The 25,287-nt window shown below is 66.4% G+C and carries 22 protein-coding genes and 1 tRNA gene; 6 read left to right on the forward strand and 17 right to left on the reverse strand.

The genetic code is table 11. The features are described 5' to 3' along the window. Window positions 1-46: 46 nt before the first annotated feature. The gene (locus tag E3O11_RS02420) at window positions 47-1,582 is read left to right on the forward strand and encodes a right-handed parallel beta-helix repeat-containing protein (protein ID WP_134495383.1); all 1,536 of its coding nucleotides are present in this window, start codon (window positions 47-49) and stop codon (window positions 1,580-1,582) included. 507 nt (window positions 1,583-2,089) lie between these two features. Further along, window positions 2,090-4,006: a right-handed parallel beta-helix repeat-containing protein gene (locus E3O11_RS02425; RefSeq protein ID WP_092449710.1), complete on the forward strand. Its 1,917-nt coding sequence runs from the start codon at window positions 2,090-2,092 to the stop codon at window positions 4,004-4,006. Here E3O11_RS02425 and E3O11_RS02430 read toward each other — a convergent pair. The 7 genes from E3O11_RS02430 to E3O11_RS02460 all read right to left on the reverse strand — a co-directional run bounded on the left by E3O11_RS02430 (window position 3,960) and on the right by E3O11_RS02460 (window position 11,992). Next, the gene (locus tag E3O11_RS02430; RefSeq protein WP_092449708.1) at window positions 3,960-5,156 is read right to left on the reverse strand and encodes a glycosyltransferase family 4 protein; all 1,197 of its coding nucleotides are present in this window, start codon (window positions 5,154-5,156) and stop codon (window positions 3,960-3,962) included. The genes E3O11_RS02425 and E3O11_RS02430 overlap by 47 nt on opposite strands. After that, window positions 5,153-6,271: a glycosyltransferase family protein gene (locus tag E3O11_RS02435; RefSeq protein WP_134495385.1), complete on the reverse strand. Its 1,119-nt coding sequence runs from the start codon at window positions 6,269-6,271 to the stop codon at window positions 5,153-5,155. The genes E3O11_RS02430 and E3O11_RS02435 overlap by 4 nt, the downstream gene beginning before the upstream one ends. Next, the gene (locus tag E3O11_RS02440; RefSeq protein ID WP_198415531.1) at window positions 6,268-7,254 is read right to left on the reverse strand and encodes a glycosyltransferase; all 987 of its coding nucleotides are present in this window, start codon (window positions 7,252-7,254) and stop codon (window positions 6,268-6,270) included. The genes E3O11_RS02435 and E3O11_RS02440 overlap by 4 nt, the downstream gene beginning before the upstream one ends. Before the next feature lie 128 nt (window positions 7,255-7,382). Continuing rightward, a complete protein-coding gene (locus E3O11_RS02445; RefSeq protein WP_092449704.1) occupies window positions 7,383-8,873 on the reverse strand; it encodes a tyrosine-protein kinase domain-containing protein in 1,491 nt (496 codons plus the stop codon). Window positions 8,874-8,978: 105 nt separating this feature from the next. Next, window positions 8,979-9,890: an alpha/beta hydrolase gene (locus E3O11_RS02450; RefSeq protein ID WP_092449702.1), complete on the reverse strand. Its 912-nt coding sequence runs from the start codon at window positions 9,888-9,890 to the stop codon at window positions 8,979-8,981. Continuing rightward, window positions 9,887-10,945: an acyltransferase family protein gene (locus tag E3O11_RS02455; RefSeq protein WP_166787466.1), complete on the reverse strand. Its 1,059-nt coding sequence runs from the start codon at window positions 10,943-10,945 to the stop codon at window positions 9,887-9,889. The genes E3O11_RS02450 and E3O11_RS02455 overlap by 4 nt, the downstream gene beginning before the upstream one ends. A 279-nt stretch (window positions 10,946-11,224) precedes the next feature. Next, on the reverse strand, window positions 11,225-11,992 hold the full coding sequence (locus tag E3O11_RS02460; RefSeq protein ID WP_092449698.1) for an HAD-IIB family hydrolase: 768 nt from the start codon (window positions 11,990-11,992) through the stop codon (window positions 11,225-11,227). Between the two features lie 78 nt (window positions 11,993-12,070). Between E3O11_RS02460 and E3O11_RS02465 the strand changes: the two genes are divergently transcribed. Beyond that, window positions 12,071-12,694: a flavin reductase family protein gene (locus tag E3O11_RS02465; protein WP_092449696.1), complete on the forward strand. Its 624-nt coding sequence runs from the start codon at window positions 12,071-12,073 to the stop codon at window positions 12,692-12,694. 161 nt (window positions 12,695-12,855) lie between these two features. Here the strand turns inward: E3O11_RS02465 and E3O11_RS02470 are convergent, their stop codons facing one another. Next, the gene (locus E3O11_RS02470) at window positions 12,856-15,072 is read right to left on the reverse strand and encodes an acyltransferase family protein (RefSeq protein WP_092449694.1); all 2,217 of its coding nucleotides are present in this window, start codon (window positions 15,070-15,072) and stop codon (window positions 12,856-12,858) included. A 289-nt stretch (window positions 15,073-15,361) separates the two neighbouring features. Here E3O11_RS02470 and E3O11_RS02475 point away from each other — a divergent pair, with 289 nt between their 5' ends. Continuing rightward, window positions 15,362-15,592 (forward strand): hypothetical protein, encoded by a 231-nt coding sequence (locus E3O11_RS02475; RefSeq protein WP_092449692.1) that lies wholly within the window; start codon window positions 15,362-15,364, stop codon window positions 15,590-15,592. A 2-nt stretch (window positions 15,593-15,594) separates the two neighbouring features. Further along, window positions 15,595-16,344 carry a DeoR/GlpR family DNA-binding transcription regulator gene (locus E3O11_RS02480; RefSeq protein WP_134495387.1) on the forward strand — a complete coding sequence of 250 codons (750 nt, stop codon included), beginning with the start codon at window positions 15,595-15,597 and terminating at the stop codon, window positions 16,342-16,344. 40 nt (window positions 16,345-16,384) lie between these two features. On the opposite strand, the gene E3O11_RS02485 is transcribed toward E3O11_RS02480, so the two are convergent. The 7 genes from E3O11_RS02485 to E3O11_RS02510 all read right to left on the reverse strand — a co-directional run bounded on the left by E3O11_RS02485 (window position 16,385) and on the right by E3O11_RS02510 (window position 23,008). After that, window positions 16,385-17,434, reverse strand: coding sequence for a YeiH family protein (locus E3O11_RS02485; RefSeq protein ID WP_092449690.1), 1,050 nt, complete (start codon window positions 17,432-17,434; stop codon window positions 16,385-16,387). A gap of 271 nt (window positions 17,435-17,705) precedes the next feature. Continuing rightward, window positions 17,706-19,016 carry a UDP-glucose dehydrogenase family protein gene (locus E3O11_RS02490; RefSeq protein ID WP_092449688.1) on the reverse strand — a complete coding sequence of 437 codons (1,311 nt, stop codon included), beginning with the start codon at window positions 19,014-19,016 and terminating at the stop codon, window positions 17,706-17,708. 125 nt (window positions 19,017-19,141) lie between these two features. Further along, window positions 19,142-19,318 carry a hypothetical protein gene (locus E3O11_RS17470; RefSeq protein ID WP_166787467.1) on the reverse strand — a complete coding sequence of 59 codons (177 nt, stop codon included), beginning with the start codon at window positions 19,316-19,318 and terminating at the stop codon, window positions 19,142-19,144. 157 nt (window positions 19,319-19,475) lie between these two features. Continuing rightward, window positions 19,476-20,363 carry an aminodeoxychorismate lyase gene (locus E3O11_RS02495; protein WP_092449686.1) on the reverse strand — a complete coding sequence of 296 codons (888 nt, stop codon included), beginning with the start codon at window positions 20,361-20,363 and terminating at the stop codon, window positions 19,476-19,478. A 132-nt stretch (window positions 20,364-20,495) separates the two neighbouring features. Continuing rightward, window positions 20,496-21,404: an anti-sigma factor gene (locus tag E3O11_RS02500; protein ID WP_092449684.1), complete on the reverse strand. Its 909-nt coding sequence runs from the start codon at window positions 21,402-21,404 to the stop codon at window positions 20,496-20,498. After that, window positions 21,401-21,985: a sigma-70 family RNA polymerase sigma factor gene (locus E3O11_RS02505; protein ID WP_241979004.1), complete on the reverse strand. Its 585-nt coding sequence runs from the start codon at window positions 21,983-21,985 to the stop codon at window positions 21,401-21,403. The genes E3O11_RS02500 and E3O11_RS02505 overlap by 4 nt, the downstream gene beginning before the upstream one ends. A 393-nt stretch (window positions 21,986-22,378) precedes the next feature. Next, window positions 22,379-23,008 carry a DNA-directed RNA polymerase subunit beta gene (locus E3O11_RS02510; protein WP_092449680.1) on the reverse strand — a complete coding sequence of 210 codons (630 nt, stop codon included), beginning with the start codon at window positions 23,006-23,008 and terminating at the stop codon, window positions 22,379-22,381. A 95-nt stretch (window positions 23,009-23,103) separates the two neighbouring features. On the opposite strand from E3O11_RS02510, the gene E3O11_RS02515 reads away from it, so the two are divergent. Then, window positions 23,104-23,176 (forward strand) — tRNA-Lys (locus E3O11_RS02515). Between the two features lie 245 nt (window positions 23,177-23,421). On the opposite strand, the gene E3O11_RS02520 is transcribed toward E3O11_RS02515, so the two are convergent. Together E3O11_RS02520 and E3O11_RS02525 are read right to left on the reverse strand one after the other, a co-directional pair. Continuing rightward, window positions 23,422-23,940, reverse strand: coding sequence for a pyridoxine/pyridoxamine 5'-phosphate oxidase (locus tag E3O11_RS02520; protein ID WP_092449678.1), 519 nt, complete (start codon window positions 23,938-23,940; stop codon window positions 23,422-23,424). 107 nt (window positions 23,941-24,047) lie between these two features. After that, entirely contained in the window at window positions 24,048-25,274 is a 1,227-nt protein-coding gene (locus E3O11_RS02525; protein ID WP_092449676.1) for a GAF domain-containing protein, read from the reverse strand. Between the last annotated feature and the right edge of the window lie 13 nt (window positions 25,275-25,287).

A 25,287-nucleotide genomic window follows, 5' to 3' on the forward strand; every position in this document is an offset into this window, starting at 1 on the left:
CACCCGCTGTCCATTCGTGAACCCGATTCTCCGGAGGACGTCCACCGTGCCCCTTTTTCGCCAGCCCACTGACAGTAAACCGCACGCTCACCGGCCCACGACGTCCGCCCGCCACGCCGTGATCGCTGTCGCCACCTTCTTCGCTGTCACGATTGCGGCGCTCGCTCCCCTCACCATTCCTGTTCCAGGCGGTGAAGTGGCGGCCGCCGCGACCGTACGCACCGTGATCGACAGCAAGTCGTCAAAGATCAACTATTCCGGAACCTGGCGCACCACCCGCAATGCCGCCGACCGCGGCGGATCGGTGCGGTTTCAGTTCAGCCCGGGCAGCGCCTCGATGACCTTTGAGGGATCCAGTGTCGCCTACGTGACACGCACCACCACGAGCTCCGGAAAGAGCACGGTTTCCATCGACGGCAAGGTCGTCGCAACCGTCAACGGTTACTCCGCGACCACTAAACACAAGCAGACCGCGTTCAGCACGACGGGCCTCGGCAGCGGCAGCCACACCATCACAATCACCCGCACCGGCAAGAAGGACCCCCGCTCCACCGGTACCAACAGCATTATTGACGCGTTCGTCGTCAATCCCCAAGCCGCTTCCGCTCCAGCACCGGCGCCGATCGCCGCCCCAGCTCTCCCGTTCATGCAGACGCCGTCCGGCGTGCACCGCTACGCCGACTGCCCGTCCGCGACCGAGGCGGTGAGCAACGCCGACGAGCTCATATCCGCCGTCGACCGTGCCCGACCCGGGACCGTCATCCACCTGGCGCCCGGCACCTACCGGGACCAGATCAACATGCACGCGAACGGCACGAAAGCCGACCCGATCTGGGTCTGCGGCCCGCGTGACGCCGTCATCGATGTCGGCAGCGTTCAGGACAACCACGGCATCCAGATCAAGAATTCCTCGAACCTCGTGATCGCCGGTATGACCGTCACCAACAGCCTCAAGGGCATCAGCGTGGTTCACAGCACCAACGTCACGATTGCCGACACGCGCGTCGAGAACATCGGCTACGAGGGCATCCACTTGCGTGATTTCACGACCGACAGCACCGTCGTCGGCAACACGATTTCACGCACCGGCCAGCGCGATGCGCAGTTCGGCGAGGGCATTTACATCGGTACCTCGGAGAACAACTGGTGCGCGCAGACCGACTGCAGGCCGGATCGTACCGATCGCATCCGGGTGCTGAGCAACACGATCAGCAGCACCAGCGCCCAGCCGATCGAGGTGAAAGAAGGCACGTCAAACGGCGTCATTCGCGACAACGTCATCGACGGCGCCAACGGCATGCGGGACGCTCAGGAATGGGTCAAGGTCAAGGGCAACGACTGGACCATCGTCGGAAACACGGGCAGCAACAGCCCCCTGCACGGCTTCGCGGTCAACGGCAGTGTCGCGGGCTGGGGCCTGCGCAATACCTTCACCGACAACTCCAGTGCGGTCAATGCCGAGGGATACGCCTTCTTCATCCACGAGAAGGGCCGCAAGGGCTCGAGCGACACCGAGGTCTCGTGCTCGAACTCGGTCACCCGCGCGGCCGAGGGCTTCTCTAACCTCCCCTGCACCGGGTAGCGGCTGCGGCGCGCGGCCGAACGCTGCACGCGCTGAGCTGAGTGGCTCGCGCCAGCAGCAACCCCGCGCGGCCGAGCAGTGCGACAGAAGTCCGGGAGACAGAAACTCAAGGGTTCAAAAACCACTCTAGGCACTTTCACAGGAATGACGGGTGCCGCACGTCGGACAGCCCGCTGCCTCTTTTCCGTCGAGTCGGTGACTTAGCCCACAATGGGCATTAGCACTGGTCAGGGCCAAATCAAGAGGCTCGCTCAGTTTCGCAGCGGCCGACCGCCGAGACGGGCGCTGAAGCGCACGCGCACGCACGCGCGAGGAAAGGCGTTCGCATCCTCTTAATTCGTGCCCACAAACCCATTTGCACACGGGTAACGTGCAGCAGTTCAGACGCTAATTGTCGAAGTGAGCACGGCGATCACCGCCGAGCATCACGAAGATCATGTGCGTCGAAAACCCCCGGGTTCACGGACGTAACCACCAAGTCCATGAACATCCGGAAGGTCCACTACGTTGTTCCCCCGCTTCACCCGACGTGCCACCATCGCCGCCGTCGCCATCGCCGCGCTGGTTCCGCTCAGCGCCATGATCCCCGCCGCAGCGGCCTCCGCCGCGACAGCGCCCGTCGGCACCACGGTGATCGACAGCGCCTCCACACAGGTCAAGTACGCCGGCACCTGGCGCACCACGGGCTCACCCTCCGACAGCGGAGGATCGGTGCAGTTCGCCTCCACAACGGCAACGAGCGCCTCACTGACCTTCACGGGCTCGACCGTGGCCTTCATCACCCGAATGACCAGCAGCTCCGGCAAGAGCGATATCTCGATCGACGGCAAGGTCGTCGCCACGGTCAACGGCTACTCCGCCACGACGAAGTACCAGCAGAGCCTGTTCAGCACCACGAACCTCTCCAGCGGGACCCACACCATCAAGGTCAGCCGCACCGGCCAGAAGGATTCCCGATCCACCGGAACCAGCAGCATCGTCGACGCGTTCCTCACCAAGTCCCCCGCAACCGCAACCGCGCCAGCGCCAGCACCCAACCCGATCGCCACCGCGGTCCCGGTGACCACGACGGCCACGATGGATGCCCCGGTCGGCTCGACCACCGTCGACAGCGAATCGGCGCAGGTCAAGTACGCCGGCACCTGGCGCACCTCCGGCTCCAGCAGCGACTCCGGCGGATCGGTCAGGTTCTCGACCACCTCGGGTAACGCGTCCTTCACCTTCCAGGGCACCAGCGTCGCGTTCATCACCCGTCTGACCAGCGCCTCCGGCACGAGCGACATCGCCATCGACGGCCAAGTCGTCGCTACGGTCAACGGCTACTCCGCGAGCACGGCCTATAAGCAGGTTGCTTACAGCACGACGAGCCTCTCCGCCGGTACCCACACCATCACGGTATCCCGCACCGGCCAGAAGGATGCCCGCTCCACCGGCACCAGCAGCATCGTCGACGCATTCGTCGTGTCGGCCGTACCGAGCACCGCGCCCACCCCGGCACCGATCAGCACCCACCGCTACGCCGACTGCCCGGCCGCAACCGTCACGGTGACGACCGCCAAAGAGCTCATGACCGCTGCAGCCCAGGCACAGCCCGGCACCGTCATCAAGATGGCCCCCGGCACCTACAACGCCCAGATCAACATGACCGTCAACGGAACAGCCACCAACCCGATCTGGGTCTGTGGACCGCGCACCGCCGTGGTCAACGTCGGCAGCATCCAGAACAACCACGGTATCCAGATCTCCAACTCCTCGAACGTCGTAGTCGCCGGAATGACCGTCACCAACAGCCTCAAGGGCATCAGCGTGATCCGCAGCAAGAACGTCACCATCGCCGACACCCTGGTTGACAACATCGGCTATGAAGGCATCCACCTGCGGGCTTTCACCACCGACAGCAAAGTCGTCGGCAACACCATTCGCAATACCGGCAAGCGCGACCCGTTCTACGGTGAGGGCATCTACATCGGAACCTCAGACGCCAACTGGTGCGCCCAGACCGACTGCCTGCCCGACCGCACCGACCGCACCCTCCTGATGGGCAACACCATCAGCCTGACCGGCGCCCAGCCGATCGAGGTCAAGGAAGGCACCTCGTACGGCATCATCCGCGACAACGTCATTGACGGCACCAACGCCATGCCGCGCGCCGAGGAATGGGTCAAGGTCAAGGGTAACGACTGGCAGATCTACCAAAACAAGGGTACCAACAGCACCATGCACGGCTTCGCGGTCAACGGAAGCGTTGCAGGCTGGGGCCTGCGCAACGTGTTCTTCGATAACACCGTTCCGGTCAACGCCGCAGGCTTCGGCTTCTTCATCCACGAACAGGGCAGCAAGGGTGCCAGCGGCACCAAGGTCTACTGCTCCAACACCGTCACGGCTGCTGGGTCCGGTTTCTCGAACCTGGCCTGTACCTCTTAGCCACCCGGTCGCTTCGTCGTTCGAGTGCAGTGGTCCAGCTGCGCTCGATACGCGGAAAGACCGCGGCAGCCGAATAGGTAGTCTCAAAGGCGGATCTGGCCAGATCCGCCTTTTTGGCGCGCCAGGGGGCATCCGTCATCGCCCGGTGCAGGGCCGCCTCGAGGGCGTCGACGTCGCCGGGCTCCATGAGCATGCCGACCCCACCGGCCAGGACGGCCGGCACCCCACCGACGCTGGTCGCCACGACACAATTGGTGCGCGCCATCGCCTCGAGAATGAACATAGGCATCGCCTCGTCGCGGGAGGGCAACACCGCGATCGCGGAGCGCTCGAGCATCTCCATTAGGGCAGCATGGCTGAGCGGGCCGACAAATTCCGCCCCAGTCAGCGGCTGCGCAGGCTGGTCGCCGATCGGCCCGGCAATGACCAATTTCCAGAGCGGATGCTGCGGCGCGAGCCGTTCCCACGCCGCCACGAGTACGTCGACGCCCTTGCGCTTGCTGACCGCACCGCCGAACACGACGAGGTTCTCGATCTGCCGCACGGCACCAGCGGCGACGGCGTTCGGCACGAGTACGACCCGCTCCCCCGGCACGAACTCCGCCGCAGCAGCGTGCGATTCAACCGACAGGGTCAGCACCACGTCGGCGGAGCGCAGCACGCTCCCCACCAGACCGGGGCGCTTGCGGGCGAAGTCGGCAAACGAACTACCGTGCAGCTGTGCCACGGTCGCGAAACCACGCGCGTGGGCCAGGGCGAGCAGCGCGCCTTCCCGCGCGAAGGATCCGCCCTGGGACAGGTGCGCAACGACGACGGTGCGCTCCGGGTTGGCCAGCCGCAGCAGCTTCCAGAAAGCGGATGCTGCAACCCCGGCCGCGCGCAGCCCGCCGCTGCCGTCCCGCGAGGACACCATACGCAGCTCGAAGTCGACAAAGGAATGCGCCAAATAGCCATTGACCACCTGACTCATGCCGCCGGCGACCTCACCACTGCGTCCAACGTGCACGGCAATGAAACGTTCGGCCGTGCGCCGGGATACGTGCCGCTGGGCGGCGACCGGGGTGGTATTGAGCGGGTCAGCGTTTTGCGGGTTGATCGTGAGCGCCGCTATGTTGATCGGCTCGGTATTGGCCGCCTCGCCGATGCTCACCGCACACTTTCGATGCTCAGCACCTGGTCGAGCAGGCGACGCACGGTCTGTAATTCGGCCTGCGCTTCGGCCAGGCCGGCCAAAATGGGCTCGCGCCGGCCGAGCAGGTTCTGCAGCCGATCCCGGATTTGGGCGCTACTGAGTCCTGCGCTGTCAATGCTCACGTCGTGCAGGCCGGCCGCGGCAAAATGCCGGGCGATCTTGTCCGCCCGACCACCTTTGGGCTGTCCGCTGACCAGGAGCGCGGCCGGAACTGCTCCCTCGGTGAGCGCGCCGACGAGCACGTGCAGCCGGTCGCTCACGGCGAGCGCCGCCAGTCGGTAGAGGTCGCGCAGGCGCTGCTCCTGCTCGTCGTGGCCGGTGCCGTTCCAGCGCAGGGCATGCCCGTCGAGGTCGGCGGCGAGTTGGCCGCATTTGTCGTCGTCGCGCAGAACCTGGGTCACGCACCAGATAGTGAGGCCATTGTCGGCCGCCACGGCTCGCACCCCGGCGAGCCACTCATCGCTCGGATAGTCCAGATCGGAGCGCATGGATACGACCAGCACGTCGCGAACCTCGTCGGCCAGATCACGCTTTTCTGCCCGACCGTCGCTCGCAAAGGCGAGGTCGGGCATGATGCGGCCCTGCCCGAGATATCCGGCGGTGGCGGCATCGCGCCAGAGCGACAGATTGGACAGTGCAATGGACGGGCCCATCAGGGCGCGCGGCAGCGGTGCAAAATTGCGGCTGCCCACGCCCACCCGGGCCACCCGGCCATGTCGAGCGCGCACGAGCGCGAGCACCGGCAGCATAGCGAGGTGCTCCTTCATGCCGATCAGGGTCAGCTGAATTTCTCCCGGCTTGAACACGTACGATGCCCGGCCGCGGGCGGCGCTGCGTAGTGCCGCCGCGTACCAGGCACGAAACGACCGGTACTGCACATCGTCCGGCGCCAGGCCGAGTCCTTCCGCGTAGCCATCGGGGGCTTCGCCGACATAGATGTGCAGCGGGCCGTTGGGCCGCAACCAGTCGAGCAGCTGCCGGCGAAGCAGAATGTCACCAATGTTGTCGTACTGTCCGCGGGCCGGCACGAAAATTTCGCGCAGCATCCGCTCGCCTGGTGCGGTGGCGCTCATCGGTCGGTGGTCAGCGAAACGCTGACGCCGGTGTCGATCACGCGGCCGGCAGCGAAGCGGATAACCTCAGCCGTCAGGTCGGGCGCATCAACGGCCCGAGCGACTCCGAGGCATTCGGCGAGCTCGGCGATCTGCATCTGGTGGTCGTCGACGTGTTCGCCGCGGTGCTTGCGGCGGGTCACGATCACCGGAAAGACCCCCAGCTCAAGCAGGCCCATGAAGGTGCCAACGCCGGCGTGGGTGATCACGACGTCGGCCGTGAGGGCAGCATCGACGAACATCGCGGTCGGCATCATCTGGTGTACCTGACCGGGCAGGTCGGTCCGGTCGGTGGTGAAACCGAGCTGCCAGACGGTGCGTTCGTCGGCGAGGCCGCTCGCCAGCACGGCATCGACGAGGGAGTCGAACCGATACCCCTCGATGGTGCCGAGGGTGACGAACAGGCTGGGGCGGTCCGGCGCGTGTTTGACCAGCGCATGGTACGTGGAGAGCACACTCGGGTATGTTCTCCACCGCCCCGTCGCCCAGGCCAGGTGCTGGGTGCACACGCTGACCAGCCGGCTGGCGGCGAGCACCCGCCCGCTGAGTGAGGGGCCTTCCACTCGCGAGACGCTCTCGATGTACAGGCTGGGCACGCCGCTGATCGCAGCCTGGGGCAGCGCGGCCACGGCCAGGCCGGCCCCCGTGCTCACAGCACCGTCGAAGGATTCGTGCTTGAGCACCCGCCGGACGATTCCGGCCGCGCGCATCATGCCGAGGTAGTCGCGCGGGCGTACATAGGGCACGTGGATGCGGCGCTGACCGGCCAGCAGGGATCTGCTTTGCATGGAGTCAAAGGTGACCCAGAGCGAGCTCGGCGAGGCGCCAAGTCCGGGGGCGAGGCGAACGAGCTGAGCGAGATGGCCGCCGGTTGAGGCGACGAGCAGAAGCTTCCGTTGCGTGGGCGGCAGCGGATCGAGCGGGTAGGACGAGTGCACGGACACTGAGGCTCCCTTCGGGTAAAGCCTGGGTGGGACGGTTTCGAACGTGCGTCATCGAACGTGCGCTATTCGGGCGGTGGAGTTGTCGATCGGCGAAGCTGAACTGGTACGGCTGAGCAGGTGTCGCTGAATTACCAGGTGACGCGGGTGTGGGTCGGGTTGTCTGTCGAGGAAGTGTCGCTATCGACCGGCGTTGGGCCGCGATCGATCGCGGCCGCGGCGGTGGATCGACTCGGCCGCAGGGACGGGCGCAGGGGCGGACGAGGCGAGACCGCGAATCCGCCGTCACGCACGAGCGCGTCGGGGCCGCGGGTGGGGACCATGGCAAGCACGACGCCGAGCGGCGTCGTGCCGACGGCTTCGAGGGCGTCGAACGCGGCGAGCAACTCGGCCTCACTCACCCGGTTGGCGCCAACCACCAAAACCGTGCCACCGGTCCAGCGGCTGAGCACAGCAGCGTCGGTGACCGCGAGTACCGGCGGGGCGTCGATGAGCACGTAGTCGTAGCTGCTGCTGAGCACATCGAGCACGGTGCCCATGGCCGTCGAACCGAGCAGTTCGCTCGGGTTGGTGGGGATCTTGCCGGAGGAGAGCACGGTGAGCGGATGCAGCGTGCCCCACGATTGCAAGGAATCCTTGAGCGGCACATCCCCGACCAGCACGTCGGTCAGGCCGCGGTCTGGGTCAAGGCCGAGGTAGTCGGCCAGCCGGGGCGTGCGCAGATCGGCGTCGATCACGGCGACGGTCGCGCCGCTCTCGGCGAGTACGATGGCAAGGTTGACCAGGGTGGTGGTCTTGCCCTCACCCGTGACGGACGACGTCACGACCAGGCTGCGCCGGCTGGTATCGGCGTCGGCGAACTCGAGGTTCGTGCGCAGCACCCGGAATGCCTCGGCGCGTGCGGTGGCCGGACCGTCGGGGGTGATGATCGGGTTGGCGTGCGCTTCAAGGGGGATGCCGCCGAGCACTGGAACCACCGTGAGGCGCTCGATGTCGTCACGGTTGTAGATGCGACGATCGAGCAGTCCGATCAGGAACGCGGTCACCAGGCCGACCAACAGTCCAATGAGCAGACCGACAGCGAGGTTAAGATAGAGCTGGGGCAGCGCCGGGTTGTCCGGCACCACCGCGGGGTCGAGGACACCAACCGTGACCGGGCTGGCTCCGCCGTCCGCTGGGGTTTCCAGCTGGTTGATGACCACGTCGGTGAAGCTTTCCGACACGGCCTCGGCGAGCTGCTGCGCGGCATCCGCTGTCGAAGCGAGGGCGGTGATTTCGATGACGGCCGAACCGGGCTGGGTGGTGGCGGTGACCCGCTCGGCCAGGTTGGCGGCGGTCTCGTTGAGGCCCAGGCTCGTGATCACCGGGTCGAGCACGCGGGGGCTGGTCGCCACGTCGAGGTAGTAGGGCAGCTTCTGCACGACAAAGTTGTTGCCCTGCACCAGGTCACCGGGGGTGGATCCGATCTGAATCTGCGCGGCTACGAAGACCCGGGTCGAGGCCTGGTATTGCACGGGGGTGAGCAACGCGGCTGCGGCCCCACCGACGACGCCCAACAAGGTGAAAGCCACGATGAGAATCCATCGCTTTCGTAGAATTCGAGCCAGACGCTTCAGTTCCATGCGCGCTTCTCTCCGAGTGATTAATGCGTCGTACTTCGGGTGTACGACGACAGAAACCTATGTTGGCATAAAAATCCTCACTTTTGGACCGTCAGTATTGAAGATTTAATCCGTCCGTGTTGAGGAGTTCACGAGATTGTCGATCAGAAACTGACGAATATTCGCTCGGGTTGCCTCGTCGAGCAGCTCCAAAGCGTGTCGTTCACCGGGTTTCACGTCGAGGGTGACGGGAACGCCGACGGCCGTGAGTGCGTCCGCCATCGCCTCGGCTTGCTGCACCGGAACAAATTCATTTTTCGAGATGGCGACGTAAAACGGTGGATCGGTCTTGTCGACGGCGTACAGCGGCGAGGCTGTACGCGAGTTGGGACAATCGGTGAAGTCGTCGCAACCGAGGTATTGCAGGATCGACCCGACGGCCAGCCTCGAGGGACGACCACGCCTGAGGCCCGTCTCGGTGAGGTCAACCGCCGGCGACAGCGCTACGACCGCGGCAACCCGGTCGCCCCCGGTGAGGCTGCCGGAGCCGTTGGTGCCGATCGACGAGGCGATGATCGCCCCGGCCGAGCTGCCGAGCAGTCCTATGCGCTCGGGGTCGATGTTGAATTCCCTGACCTGCTGCGGATCGCGCAGCCACTCGAGCGCGTCGGTGACATCGTTCACCTGCGCCGGAAAGGCGAATTTCGGGGCGAGCCGGTAATCCACCGCGAACGCCGCCACGCCGCTGCCGGCCAGCTCCTCACACAGGGCGGTCATGCCGCCGAAATCTTTGCTGCCGCTGTCGAATCCGCCGCCGTGGATGAGAATAACGGCCGGGGCGCGCTGAGTCTTCTCCTCGGGCAGACAGGCGTTCAGCATCAGGTCCTGCCCCTTGGACGTGCCGTACTGCAGGTCGTGCTCCACCACGACCGGGCCGGGCGGCGCAGACCGGTCGGGCGTGGTCGGCGTGGCGGAGCATCCGCTCAAGAGCAGACCAACGGCCAGCAGGCCAACGGATGCCGCGCGGGCGGGCTTCACAGCGGGTCTCCGTTCAACCGTGCGCGATGCGAGACCGATTTGGCCTGCCGCTTGCGGAACGGGCTGACCCAGAGGAAGGAGAACCGGCGCAGGAGCTTGGCGAGGTAGACCGAGCCGACGAGCGCGATTGCGGCGAGCAGAAACGGCAGGGCGTTGGCCGCGCGTTCCAGCCAGGCTGCCTCGGCGATCGGGGCGAGCAGGGCAAGGGCTGTGGCCACGAGAAACAGGTGCAGCAAGTAGATCTGAAAGCTGTACTGGCCGAGCGTGTTCATGAAGTTCAGCCATTTCACGCGCACCAGCAGGGTGGCCAGGGCGATACCCATAGCCACGGCGACGGCGCTTTCGAGCAGGATCAGGCCGGGCAGACGGGTGAGGTGGAACGGCACGAGAAGCACGGCCAGGCCCAAGTAGGCGACTACCAACACGATGGCGTGCCAGACCCGCACCCGCGCGGCCAGCCGATACACGGTGTGCGGAAAATAGACCGCGACGATGAAGAAGATGAAGTTGGCGGCGACTCGGTCCCAGCCGACATTGTCGAGGTCGAGCAGGTTTGGTGTCGTGGACGCTGCGGCGACCAGTGCGGCGAGGGTGATCTGCACGCTGATCGGGAATTTGCGTAGCAGCCAGGCGAGCAGGGTGAAAACGGCGAGGGCCCAGATGAACCAGTAGCTGCTGGTCGGCCAGACCGGCAGGAGAATGATATTGAGCAGGTCGGTGGGGGAACGTTCGGTTCCCCGCAGGTGCGGCACGACGAGGTAGAACAGCACGCGAATAACCGACCAGAGCAGGTACAGGTAGACCAAGGTGAGCAGCCGACGCCGCCACAGGTCGTGCAGGTTCCAGGTGAGCATGCGCCGGGCAGTGAGACCCGCGATGAAAAAGAACACCGGCATGGGAAAGTAGCTGAGCACCAGGCGCAGCCGCGGGGTACTGCCGGCCAGTCCGAGATCATTGAGAAACAGCGATGAATGGTAGAGCACGACGAGGATGATCGCCGCTCCCTTGGCGAAGTTGATCCACTCACGGTTCTCGGGGGCCTGTATCTCTTTCACAGACGAAATGTACACGAGAAAAACTCAGGATGGAATCTTGGGCCGGTTGCAGGGGTGGTCAGAGGCTGCCAAAACGAGCCGCTGCAGCAAAAGAGGCCGTGAACTGGGGGTCAAGCTACTGCACTGCAGACCTCGTGACCGCGGTCGATGAGTTGCCCCCGTGGCTAAATCAGGAGATCTGCCGGGACCGAGGTGGCGCCCCGCGTATTTCTGCATCTGCCTGCAGCAGGCTTCCGGAATTAGCGGCGGCGCGCCGGCGTACTGGGGGCTGCCGGGCAGTCAGACGGCGACGTAGCGCGGAATCAGATCTTCGAGCAGGGCGACGGTGTCGGGCCAGCCTTCGACGGCGATGCACTCGACGCCGAGAACCTTGACCGGGTAGTCATTGCCATTCTCGTCGAGGCGATCGCCGACGAACAGCATGTCGTCGAGGTCGACCCCGGTAAGGGTGGCCAGCCGCTTCATGCCATAGGCCTTGTCGATGCCCTGCCGGGTGATATCAACGGATGTCGACCCCCCCGAACGCACTTCAAGGTCGGGCAGCAGTGCCTGCACGGCCTCCCGCAGAGTGTTCTTCTTCTCCCCGGTCGGGTCCCAGGCGATCTTGGCGGCGACCGGGGCGGCCTGGCCGAGTGCGGAGAAGGTGATCTGCGAGCCGCGGTCTTCAAGGATGGGGCCCCAGGTGTCGTTCTCCCAGTAGCCGAGGCTGCGCGCGGTCTGCTCGACGGCATCGAGAGCCCGGGTCTTTTGCTCGTCGCTCAAGTTTTCGGCGTAGACCTGCGTCCAACCCTGGGCTTCGCTGCGGTAGTACTGGGTACCGCAGGTGGGCAGGAGGTGCAGCCGGGCAAGCAGATCGGGGGGAATCGAGGGCAGGTTGTCGATGATCTGCGCCTGGAACTGGCCGAACTGACCTCCGGAGATGACGCAAACCTCGGTGACGCCGAGCAGCTGCACCAGCAGGTCGATCATGGTCGGGTCGAGCGCGGACTTGGACGGCGCGAGCGTATCGTCAAGGTCGAAGGCCACCAGGCGGGGAAGGATAGGCATCAGACCACTCTATCGATCGTGGCAGGCCGGCCGGGGTGAGCGGCGCCGGGGATGGGGGCGAGTTGTTAGCCTGAGCGAGTGCGTACTGACTTCGATCCCCGAGACCTTGCCCGCCGCGACTTCTACCGCCTGCTGAACTCCCTCGTGGTTCCGCGGCCGATTGCCTGGGTGACCAGCCGCTCGGCGGCCGGGGTCGACAACCTGGCGCCGCATTCATTCTTCACCGTGGCATCCGTTTCGCCGCCGATCGTGCAATTCACCTCGGTGGGTGTCAAGGACACCGTGCGCAATATCCTTGAGACCGGGGACTTCGTGGTGAATTTCACGCCGGAATCGTTGTTCGAGGAAGTGAATGCCACCGGGACCGACTTCGGGCCGGAGGAGAGCGAGTTTGACCGCGCCGGGCTCACCCGCGAACCGAGCCTGACCGTTTCATCGATGCGGGTGGCCGAGTCCCCCGCGGCGATCGAGTGCCGCCTGCACTCCACGCTCGAACTGGGCGATTGCACGCTAGTGTTCGGCGAGGTGACGCACGTCGCGGTGTCGTCTGCGGTGTTGGACGGCGGGCATCCACTCATTGAGAAGTTGCGACCGTTGTCGCGGCTCGGCCTCGACGAGTGGGGAACCACCGGCGTGGTCAAGGAGATCAAGCGCATTCGCGCGAGCGATTGGCCGCGCGAGTTTCGGCCGCGCGAACACTGAGGCGAGTCTGCAGCGAGCGGATGCCCGCGCCCCATTTGGGTGCGCGCTACGGCGATTACCGTAGCGGCTGCCGAAATCGGGGGCGGTCGCGCGCCACGAGACCACGGCGAGCGGATGCGGCGGCCAGGCCGGCAGCATCCACTCGCGAGCGCCTTGGGCGGCTACGCGGCCGGCGGGAACAGAGCCTCGGCGAGCAGCGGGCCGAGCTGGGTGCTCGCCTCACGCACGAAGTGCTGGCCGTCGAAGAACACCGGGGTGTTGTCGATGAAGGCCGGGCAGCGCTCGTCGACGCAGAGCCACGGCACGACGTTCACATACTGGGCGAAATCGCCCAGCTGCTCGACCGCGGCCTGCTCGGCCGTCACCACCTTCTGGTACAGGTTCGACGGGCTGTAGATGCAGTCCGTCGGCACGCTCGTGAGGGTCTTGCACTCGGCGAACGGGGTGCTGGCCGGCGGCGGTGAGAGCACAGCGACGTGGTCGGTGGACTCCTGCAGCGCGGTAATCGTGGCGGCCGTGGCGGTCTGCCACTCCGTGAGGGCATCGGCACCCTCGTTGCCGCTGGCGAGGCGCACGATGGATCCGGCCAGGCTCGACATGAGCACGAGGTCGGGCGACAGGCGAGCGACCTCGTCGTAGACCCAGGCGTGGTGGGCGTCGCACTTGGCGGCGGACGCATCGGTGGCGCTCTTGGCCGCGACCGAAATGTTGACGGCCGGGCAGGAGAACATGGTGAGCGAACGCAGGTTGTAGCCAAGCGGTTCGAGCGCGGCGCGGATGGCCGGCATGTAGCTGATCGCCATGGAATCGCCGAGCAGAACCGCGGTCTTGGCCGCGGCCGGGTCGCCATAGACACAGCCGGCGGCGTTCTTCTCGCTCACCGAGAGACAGTTGTCGTCGACCCATTCCGGTGCGCCCGAGTTGTCGCTGAGGGCGTCGAACGCCGGCGTCGCCTCGGGCCAGGCCGTGTTCGCCAGGGTCGCGGTAATGGCGGCCTGCCGGGTGGCCAGCAGGGTGGCGGGTTCGGCGGGAGCTTCCACACCCAGGTTGGCCTCGGCACCGATCGGCGCGGCATCGGCAGACGGGTCCGACGACGTGCGGGACTTCAGCGCAACAAAGGAGACCGAGACGATGACCAGGGTGACGACGACAAGGGCGCCGATCCAGGCCTTGGCCGGGGTGAGGCCGGAGCGGTGCTGGGTGGCGGGGCGGCGCATCCGTTCTCGCTGACGGGTTTGCGAACTTTCGAGCCAGAGCGAGTGCCGAATGGGATCTTCGACGAAGTGGAAGGAGAACATCGAGAGGGCGACCATGAGGACGAGGGCAAGCGGCAGGTAGAGCGGCGAGTTGGTCGCGAAGACGGTGGCGAGCAGGATGACCACCGGAAAGTGCCAGAGGTAGAGGGAGTACGAGATCTTGCCGATGTAGCGGCTGAGCGGGTTGGTGAGGGGAAAGAGCAGGCGCTGTTCGGAGGATCCGATGCCGGCGGCGATGACGAGGGCGCTTCCGGCTACCGGCAGCAGGCCCCACGGGGCGGGGAACGGCGAGTCTCGGCTGATCAACACGAGGCTGGCCACGATCAGGACGAGGCCGAGCCAAGCCAGCACCGGACGGAGGGCCGCCGGCAGGTTGGCGATGCCGGGGGCGGCGGCGGCGAGGAGGGCGCCGATGCCGAGTTCCCAGGCGCGAGCGCCGGTGGAGAAGTAGGCGATGGCGCTGCTTGTGGAGGTTTCGAAGACGCTCCAGGCCAGAAAGCCGAGGGTGATAACACCGGTGCTGACGGCGACGGTCGTGATCAGGGCGCGGGCGCTCAGTGTGCGGCGGCCGGCCAGGGCGAAGATGACGATGAGCAGAAACGGCCAGACGAAGTAGAACTGTTCCTCAACGGCGAGCGACCAGTAGTGCTGCAGCGGAGAGATGGCGTTGGTCGCCTGCAGGTAATCGGTTCCGACGAGGGCAAAGTGCCAGTTGGCCACGAACATTGCCGAATAGACACCGTCCCAGAGGGTGCTGAGGGCGCGGGCACTCGGCAGGAGCAGGTAGCCGATCGCCGCGGTGACGACGAGCACGAGCAGTGATACCGGCAGGATGCGGCGGATGCGTCGGCGGTAGAAGTCGACGAGCGAGATGCGGCCGGTGTGGGCGTGTTCCTTGAGGAGCAGGCTCGTGATGAGAAAGCCCGAGATGACAAAGAAGATGTCGACGCCGATGAATCCGCCGGACGGCCAGCCGAGCAGGTGATCGAAAATGACGACGATCACGGCGATCGCGCGTAGGCCCTCGATGTCGCCGCGAAAGGTGCGCGTGGCGGACTTGCCGCCCGTGCCGGTGGCTCCGGGCGCGGGTTGTCGCCGTTCCAGGGTGGACTGAACGGACATGTAGCCTCCGACTCGGATTGCGGAACTGGCACCTGTTTTCACCCGGCGACTTTTACCCGTCGACCGGACACGTGCTGCGATTATGACGTAATCTCAACTACCGAGGCAAACCCGACCGAATTATTTACCTGCCGGATACGACCTCACCCGTGCGCGTGAGACCGACGTATATACAGGAACGCCACATCGAGCCGCCCCACCCTGCCGACGAGCCTCCCACCTCCTCCGCGCAACTACAGTGATTGAGAAGCCTAGTTTTCGATCAGTATCAATCAGTTTCGACCCCTTTATGACCCCTCTGCTTGGGCCCGGCGCCCCCGTGCTCGCGTTCGACATCGGCGGCATCGACATCAAGAGCGCCCTGGTCGACGCCGACGGCCGCCTGCTCGGGGCGGCGCTGCGGGCGCGCGGGGTGCTGGCGGCGTCTGCGCCGGTCGCAGCATTCGCGCCTGCGGCGACCGCGCACTGTGCTGGCGCCCGCATGTCTCTTGAGGATCCGGCCCCCCACGAAAGCGAGTGACCATGAACCGTGCCGAACGGCTCGCCGATTCGGGGCAAGTCGAGGTCGATGACATCATCACCAAGCTCGGAGTGTCGGCCGCGACCGCGCGCCAGGGCCTCGACACCCTCGCCGAACAGCAGCTGCTCACCCGCACGCGCGGCGGTGCGATCGGGCAATCCGTCGCCTACGACCTGCCGGCACGCTACAAGCAGGAGCGTCACGCGCCCGAAAAACTGCAGATCGCCCGGGCGGCGAGCGCACTCGTGACCCGCGGCGACGTTGTCGGCCTCTGCGGCGGCACGACCAGCACGGCGATTGCCGGTGTGCTCAGTGCCCGCGCGGATATTGCGCAGGCCAGCTCGCACGCCGACCTCACGGTCGTGACGAACGCGATCAATATTGCCGCGCAACTCACGATGCGACCGCAGATCAAGACCGTGGTGACCGGCGGAGTCGTGCACGCGCGCTCCTACGAGCTGGTCGGCGCCTACGCTGAGTCGGTGCTCACCCAGGTGAGGCTTGATCTGGCGTTCATCGGGGTAAACGGCATCGACCCGGTCGTCGGTGCCACGGTGAACGACGAGCGGGTTCGCCCGGAAGGACGCCGCGAGGGCCGCATAGACCGGCAAGGGCGTGGACCCGGTCGCGAGCCCCCGCACAGGATCGGCCTTCGACTCGATCAGCCGGCGAATTTCTGTGGCTACCAGCTCCCCCGCGGCCTGCTTGCTCCGGGCCACGACGATCTCAGCCACGCGCACGCTCCTAAGTGATTGCTTCTGACTCAGGAGTAGCAAATTCAATCATGATTGGTCAGGAAAGCTGCACGGCACCCAAGGCCAGTACAGCGATCAGGGTCCAGGAGAGCAGCCCGACGGCGAGTGCGCGGCCGCCCGTGCGCAGAAGCGTGCCGAGATTGACGGCCGCGCCGAGGGCAAACAGCGCCATGGCCAGCAGTGCGGTTTGCAGCAGGTCGGCGGTCTCGAGCGCCTCGACGGGTAGCGGAACCAGCGTACGCACCAGCATCGCGACGATGAACCCCGCGACGAACAGCGGAACGATCGGTGGCCGCGTCGACCGGATGCTCCGGGTGGCTGGGCCGGGCACCCAAGTGTCACCGGCAGCGGGGTCGACCGAAGTGGCGGCATCCGCTTCGATCACGCCGAGACGGCGGCGCCGGGCGATGGACGCGACGGCCACGATCGGGGCGAGCATGAGCACGCGGGTGAGTTTGACGACGAGGGCGACAGCGAGGGCGGCCGAGCCGGCGATTTGTGCGGTCGCGACGACCTGGCCGACGTCGTGCACGCCGGCGCCGATCCAGTGTCCGAATTGCAGCGCACTGAGCCCAAGCGGATGCCACAACAGCGGCAATACGGCGATTGCAAGAGTTCCGCACAGGGTGACCAGCGCGATCGGGGTGGCGGTCTCCTCGTCTTTCGCCCTGACGACGCCGCTCATGGCCCCGATTGCGGAGGCGCCGCAGATGCTGAATCCGGTGGCGATGAGCAGGGGCTGATGACCGGGCAGGCCGAACCAGCGGCCAAGTCCGAGCGTGCCAGCGAAGGTGATGAGCACAATCGCGACGGTGGTGGCGATGGTCACCCAGCCGAGCGCCATGATGTCGACGAGGCTGAGCTTAAGGCCGAGGAGCACGATTCCGAGCTGCATGAACGGCTTGGTAGCGACCGCGAGGCCGGGTGCGAGGACTCCAGCCAGCAGGGGACGTGCGGCCGGGATCTGGCCGACGATGATTCCGAGCACAACGGCCACGGTGAGCAGCGGGAAGGCGGGCACGGCGGCGTGCACGCCCCAGGCCGAGACGGCGGCGAGGGCCGCCACGAGTACTCCCCGAAGCCACATTCAGTCGAGTTTACGCTCGCGCCCACGGGGTGTCCTGCACGGGGGCCCAGGCCCGGGCCCAGGTTCTAACCTGGGCCCACGTTCACGGGGTGGGCCCGGCCTGCGGGACGGCGTTCGAACGGCCCGCCCCAGGTTACGGAGCTGGGCCCATGATCAATCATGGGCCCAGTTTCTGGGCCCGGGCCGGGTCAGAAGTAGGGGCCCAGGCTATGACCATGGGCCCAGTTTCTAAGCTGGGCCCATGGACGGGGCCCGGGCCCCGTCCGAAGTACTACGGCCGACCGAGCCCGTGATAGGTCCACCCGGCGGCACGCCAGACGGCGGGGTCGAGCGCGTTGCGGCCGTCGATCACGGTTTTCGTTTTCACGAGCGAACCCGCCCAGACAGGGTCGAGGTGTCGAAACTCGGGCCACTCGGTGACGAGCACGACAGCATCCGCTCCCCGCAGTGTGTCTTCGAGGGACTCCTCGTAAGTAAGCTGCGGATGCCGCGCCCGCGAGTTCTCGATGGCCTCCGGGTCGGTCGCCACCACCTCGGCCCCCAGACCGCGCAGCTGCACGGCCACGTCGAGTGCCGGCGAGTCGCGCACGTCGTCGGAGTGCGGCTTGAAGCTCAGTCCGAGCACCGCGACCTTGGCGTTGTAGACCGTGTTGCCGAGGGCCTCGGTGGTCAGGTCGACGACGCGCTGGCGGCGACGCAGGTTGATTTTGTCGATCTCCTTGAGAAAAGCCACGGACTCGCCGCGACCCAGCTCTTCGGCGCGGGCGGTGAAGGCACGAATGTCCTTGGGCAGGCAGCCGCCGCCAAATCCAACGCCGGCACCGAGAAAACGGCGGCCGATGCGGCCGTCGTAGCCGATGGCATCCGCCAGCTGGGTGACATCGGCACCGGTGACCTCGGCGATCTCGGCCATGGCATTGATGAAGCTGATCTTGGTCGCGAGAAACGCGTTCGCGGCGACCTTGACGAGCTCAGCCGTGGCGTAGTCGGTGATGACCAGGGGGGTGTCGGCGGCGAGCGCCGTGGCGTAGATCTCGTTGAGCAGCTCGACCGCGTGCTCGCCGGGCGCGCCCGGGGCGACGCCGTAGACCAGGCGGTCGGGGCTAATGGTGTCCTGCACGGCGAATCCCTCGCGCAGAAACTCCGGGTTCCAGGCCAGCGACGCGCCACTACCGGCGGCGATGACCTCGGCCAGGCGGGCCGCGGTTCCCACCGGAACGGTGCTCTTGCCCACGACGAGATCGCCGTCGGCTAGATGCGGAATGAGCGACTCGATCGACGCATCGACATAACGCAGGTCGGCGCTGTAGCTGCCGGGTTTCTGCGGTGTGCCGACGGCGATGAAGTGCACCTGCGAGCCAGCGGCATCCGCTATATCGGTACTGAATCGCAGACGACCACTGTTCATGGCCGAGGTGAGAACCTCGGGAAGTCCAGGTTCAAAGAACGGGGGTTTGCCGATGGCAAGTTGCGCGATCTTGGCGGCGTCGACATCGATTCCGACGACATCGTGCCCCAATTCGGCCATAGCTGACGCGTGTACGGCGCCCAGGTAGCCACATCCAATGACAGAAATTCTCATATTATCCCTCTCGGTCCACCCAGAGCATAGCGGCAGTGGCAGATTGCCCCAATTCGCGGTCTCTTTCAGAGCGGATGTCCACGCGGCCCGGCCCGCGCGTCGGTCTACGGGTTCCCGAGACCGGCTTACGCCGTCCCGCCGGCGAGCAGAATGGGCGCACCGAAGGCGCCGGCCAGGCGGAACAGTTCGTGCGCGAGCCCGTCGGCCTCGGCGGTCGAACTGGGAATCTGGGAGCCGAACAGTACCCAGAGACTGGTCAGCCAGAGAGAGCCGACAGTGCGGGGCGTGCGCAGGTCGCGCAATCCAGACAGCAGGCTGGACAGTATCGTGCCCCCCTCCGCTCAGGGGCAACGCATTTCTTCGTCCATAATGTAGTCCCGCCCGGTTGGTTTGCCCAGCGGCACCGGCGAGGTCGCCGCCCGCCGCCATTCTGCTGACAAGCGGATGCCCCGGCTGGCCCTACGCGGTCCGCGCCAGCAGGTACGAGTTCAGGGCGTCGGTCACCGGCTGGTCGGCCGGGAACGGCTCACCGTCCAGGGCGACCACTGATACGGCGAGGCGCACGCTGGAGACAAGCCAGGCGGCATCCGCTTGACGAAGTTCATCGAGCGTGACGTCGCGGTATTCGACGGAAGCACCCTGCCCGCTCAGATACTCGAACATGCTCTGCTGCGTGGTTCCGTGCAGAATCGCGCCGCTCGGGGCGGGCGTGACGTATGCACCGTTGCTGCGCAGCACGACGCTCGAGGTCGGGCCTTCCATGACGAAGCCGTCGGTGGTGAGAAAGATGGTGTCGTCGGCGCCGCGGCGGTGGGCCTCGCGAATAGCGGCCATGTTCACCGCGTAGCTGAGGGTTTTGGCGCCCATCAGCAGCCAGGGGGCCTTCTCGGCGACCCCACGCGGGTAGCCGCGGTCGAGGGTCACGACGCGCACGCCGGTCGCGCGCACGGCACTGAAGTCCGCCGCGGCGACCGCGTGCAGCCAGGCGGTCGGTGCCGGGCCGTGCTCGACACCGCGGCTGAGCACGAACTTGAGCGCGATCTCACCGCGCTGCGGAACGCGCGCGACAGCGTAGGCGATCGCGGCGCGCCACTGCTCGGCATTCGGAACCGGGAGATCGCAGATGAGGGCTGAGTTGCGCAGCCGACTGATGTGCGGCTCAACCTCCTGCGGGTGACCGTCGACGACAGCGAGGGTCTCGAAGATTCCGTCGCCACGCTGCGTGCTCAGTTCGCCGACCCGCAGGGCCGGGGCGCTGGATTCCATCTCGTGGAACGTGTCGTCGAAATTCTTCTGCAGTGAATCGGCGGGGACGGGGTCGATCAGTAGCGTGAAGGGCAGTCTCATGCCCCGAGCCTACTTCGCGCGCATCAGGGCGCGTGCGGCGCGTCTCCGGCCGCTGCCCGATGAGGGGCCGTGTGGAAGCCAGAATTAGGACATTCTGCGACCCTTCACCGACGAGCGGCCGCGGCGAGACCGCTAACTCTGGAACGCGACGATCGGGGTGCTCGTGGGCTGGTCGGACCCACCGTTGGGTTCGACGGTGATCCCGACCTGATCGCCGGCGTGCATGGTGCCGTCGAGCACGCGCCAGGCGGTGCCGTTGCCGGTCGAGTCGAAGGTTCCGGCCGAGGCCGGGCCGTCACCGTTGATGTACCAGAGTTGATAGTCCTGATCGCTGGGCAGCGCGGGCAGGTCGTCAACGAGCACGGCGGAGATTCCGAGGGTGTTCGACCAGACCAGCGTCGCTTCCTGCCCCTCGGCCGTGAACGTCGCGGCACGCTGGGAGTCATCGGCCGCGTTGATCTGGGCGAGCCCGGCGGCCTGCTGCGACTCAAATTGGTAGTTGTTGAGGGTCTGGCCGAACAAGGATCCGCCGACGAACAGGGCTCCCGCCGCAGCAGCGGCCAGCAGATACCGCGCCGGCCGCTTGAACCAGCGCGCCTCGGCACGCTCGGTCGCCGACGAAAGGTGTGGGCGGGGCGCATCACCGGGTGCGCTGCCGGAGGACGGCGGCGTAGCGGGCGAGTCCGGAGTCGTCCCGGACGGTGCCGTCCCGGACGCGACCGGGGGAACGACGGGAGTCGTCTCGGAAGCGGAGGCGGCAGCATCCGTTGTGGCGGGGCCAGCGGCGCGCGGCAGTGGCGCGAGTTGCGGGGTCGACGCGAGCATCGACATGAGGTTGGCCTTGAGCGCGCTCGAGGGCTGGACCGGTGCCACGGCGAGGCCGAGGGCCACCGCGGTGTCGTTCAACTCGGCCGACTCGATGCGGGCCCGCTCGGATTCGGCCAGGTGCGCTTCGAACGCGGCCGTGTCGTCGGCGTCGAGGGCGTGCAGGGCGTAGGCGCCGGCGAGGTCGGCCGGGTGCTGCTCGTTGCGGCCGGTCATGATGCCACGCCCAATTCGTCGCGGAGGCGGATCAGTCCGTCGCGGAGCCGTGTTTTCACGGTACCCAACGGGATGTGGAGCATGTCGGCGACCTCGCTGTGACTGAACCCGCCGTAATACGCGAGGCTCACTGCCTGACGCTGCAACTGAGTCAATCGAGTCATCGCCTTCTCCACCCTCTCATGTTCGATTCGTACTTCAACGGTTTCGGCCACGTGATCGTAGGCAACGGCCAGGTCACGGATTCCGATTTTGGTATCGCGGTCACGGCCGGCCTGCGACGACCGAATTCGGTCGACCGCTCGCCGGTGTGCCATGGTGAGGATCCAGGTACTCGCCCCGCCACGCGTGGGTTCGTACCGCGTGGCCGACTGCCAGATCTCCAGAAAAATCTCCTGGGTCACTTCCTCCGACTGCGCGTGGTCGATGAGCAGACGCTTGACCAGGCCAAGCACCCGCGGGGCGATCTGGTCATACAGCTCTCCGAAGGCCGATTGGTCGCCGAGCGCTACTCGAGCGAGCAGCTCCTCCTTGGTGGCAGGGGCTGCCGATGCAAGATCTCCGGCGGAATCAGCTGTCATGAGATCTAGCATGTCAGGTCTCGTCCCGTTCCATGACTAGGGTTCGGTGCGAAGTCGCTAATAGATTGGTCAAGACGCGAAATAAGCTTCGAAACGGATGCCGGCGGCCGGTCTCATCGCGCCCACCGCGGGAATGCAGAAGGCCGGGCCGCAGAGCACCTCTCGGCGCGAGGCCGCTCGAAGCGGCGAATAATGGAACCCGGGATTACTGCGGCCCGACCAGACTCCAGTGTATTCGAGCCGGGCGGCCGGCGTCGAATGTTCGCCGTCGGCGCACAGGGGATTTTCGGGTTGCGGGGTGCGGGCCTCCGGGCCCCCCCCCTACGGAAGCGGGCCCACGATAGATCATGGGCCCACATTCCGGCCCGGGCCCGGCAAAAACAAGGGCGGGGACTACTCCAGGGAGTCGCGGCGCCAGAGGCGCGCGCAGGCCGCGAACTCGGCGGCGGTCGTGGAGAACCGCAGTGCTCGGGTCGTCAATTCCGAGGAGCGGTGCGGCTCGGTCAGCTCGAGGTCGTCGGCGATGCTCGTGGCGCCGAGTGCGGTGACCCGGCAATACGCCGCGCCGCGATCGAGCGCCACAGCGAAATCTCCCGTGAACAGGCCGCGCAGAATCTCATCGGCGAGCACGATGATCTCGGCCGGACCCGTCGGCACCGCGGCACCCGCGACGAGCGGATCGATCGTGGCGGCAGCATCCGTTCCCCGCTGGTACAGGTACGCACAGCCCTCAGGGTCCTGCCGAATCAGCATGCGGACGAGGTAGATGCGCCAGAGTGCGCCGGGCAGACTACGGGGAGTGGCCCGCGACCACAGCTCGGCGACTGCGTCGATGCCGTTTTCGTCGGTGTAGGCGACGAGGCGCTCGACCGTCGCCGGGTCGGGGTTGCTGCGCACCCGGTTGAGCAGGGCCTGCGCGGTCTCGTGCGCGACGCGGCTGATGTTCGCCGGGTCATCGCCGCCCTGGAATGCCTCGAATTTGTTCCCGGAGAACAGGGTGGGCTTGTGAAAGTTGTCGGCCACGGCGGGTTCTCCTTCGGGTTTAGATGGCTGGTTTTTGCTGCCCTCAACGCTACCCAGAAAAGCTGAGCGCGAATCCACGGTAGATTAGAACCTACGGGCCTCTAGCTCAGTTGGTAGAGCAAAGGACTTTTAATCCTTGGGTCGTCGGTTCGAGCCCGACGGGGCCCACAATGATCGCGCAGGTGGCGCGGCAAATGCGCACTGAATCCGCTGGATTCGGTGCGCATTTTGTGTTTCCGCCTCCCGTTTGCCTGCGGTTAGTGGGCCGCTCGGTGGCTACTTCAGGAAATCCGCCGCCACGGCACACTCACGCCCGCTGTATTGCTGGCCCAGCCACGACTGCGCGACCGGCTGTTCTGAATCAGCCACCGCAACCGAGACCGACGTGGTCAGCGGATGCTGCCGGGCGGCTTTCAGAGGTCGTAGCGGTGGCGGATATGACGGCGATCCGGGCTGGCCTGCCAGAATTCGACCTCGGCGGGGTGCAGCGCGTAGAGCTGCCAGTCGGGATTGGCCCGACCATCGGCTCCTGGCCGCTCTTCCCAGTCCAAAGCGGATGCCTCGGCCGTCAGCAGCGAAACCGCTCCGACAACGCGCACCTGCCGCCCGAGAGCCGGCCAGTAGAAGTTCATCGCCGCATGGGGGTTGGCGGCGAGCTCGCGTCCCTTGCGGGAACCGCGCGTGCTCGCGAACTGCCAGGCCCCGCCGTCAACGTTCTTCAGGATGAGCATGCGCGACGACACGCGGCCATCGGGGGTCGAAGTCGCGAGACTGAAGGCGTGCGGCTGCGGCACGCCCGCGGCGAGCGCGTGATCGAGCCACTGCAGAAACAGGTCGACCGGGTCGGCCGGTGCGCTGGACGGATCGAAAGCGGGCAGCAGGTCGGGAAAGTCGGGCAGGGCGCGCAGTCTGCGCCGTAAGGAGTCGCTCACGCCGCGAGCTTATCGTCATGGATGCCGACAGCAACAGCGAAGGAACCGACGTCGCCAACACCGGCCAAACTCGTACTCGCCTACCGCATGCGGCCGCTCGCTCGAGGTCAGCCGAAGACCGACGGCACCCGCAGTTCGCGCTGCACCAGCAGCGCGAGCTCGCGCAGCAGCACCTGGTCGACTTCGGCGAGCGCCCGCGGCTGGGGGTCGAACACGCACAGGGCGCCGACACGCTCCCCCGAGGGTGATTCGATGGGGAACCCGGCATAAAAGCGGATGCGTGGCTCATCCACCACGAGCGGGCTGCCGCTGAACCTGCCATCCGTTCGCGCGTCCTCGACAACGAGAGCACCGGTCCCCTCAATGGTGCGTGCACAGAAGGAATCGGCGCGCGGAATCTCCGTGGCGGCGAGCCCGACCCTGGCCTTGTGCCACTGACGGTCGCGATCGATAACACTGATCACCGCTGATTCGGTGCCGAAGAGCCGCTGAGCCAGGACAACCAGTTGGTCGAAACGGGCCTCTGGCGGGGTATCGAGAATGGCCAGGCCATCAACGGCCGCCTGCCGGGCGCGTTCCTGGCCGGCTGCATCCGTTTGACGCGGATCGGGGGGAGGCACGATACCGACACGCGCGGAGTCGAGGCTGTCGGCCAGGGCGTCGGCCAGGAGCACGGCCCAATCGCGGTAGTCGGCGGGGGTGCGGTGCCGGTCGGTTTCGACCGTCGCTGACGGCGAGAACGGTACGAACGTGGTGCGCGGGGCCCCGGCGGCCAGCCGTGCGGTGACCGCGTTGAGGTCGGTGGCCGAGCAATCGGCGATGCGCACGAGCGGACGTCGAAAGATCTCGATGCTGTGAACGGGCGGAATCCCAAGCAGAAATATCTGGGTACTGCGTGAGGTCTCGCGTTCCAGCTCCTGGAGCAGGGCGGTCAACCGCTCGCGCCATTCGGTGACGCTGGTCAGGTCGAGCGCTTCGTTGAGGCCGAGGATGACGACGACCGCGTCGAAACGGCCGAGCCGGGTGTCCGCAAGCGCCGTCAGCGCATTCTCGGCGGTCATGGTACGGCTGGCCAGGAGGTCGATGTCGACGCCGCGCCCGGTGCGTACCGAGAGTTCGCGGGCGAGCGAGCCGGGTAGGGCGAGCTGATGACTGAGCACCCCCCAGCCGACCGCGGGACCGCAGCCGAGGATCAGCACGCGGTCGCTGTCGATACCGGGGGCGTGGGCCTGCGGGGCATCGCTCGGGCGAGGCAGGTGGCGGTCCGCCCGTTCAGCGGATGCCGTCCAAATGCGCATCACCGGGCGAAGGGCCCACCGGACGAGGTCGTGCATGGGCGCCTTTCGG

The organism is Cryobacterium levicorallinum (assembly GCF_004402405.1).
Classification (GTDB): domain Bacteria; phylum Actinomycetota; class Actinomycetes; order Actinomycetales; family Microbacteriaceae; genus Cryobacterium; species Cryobacterium levicorallinum.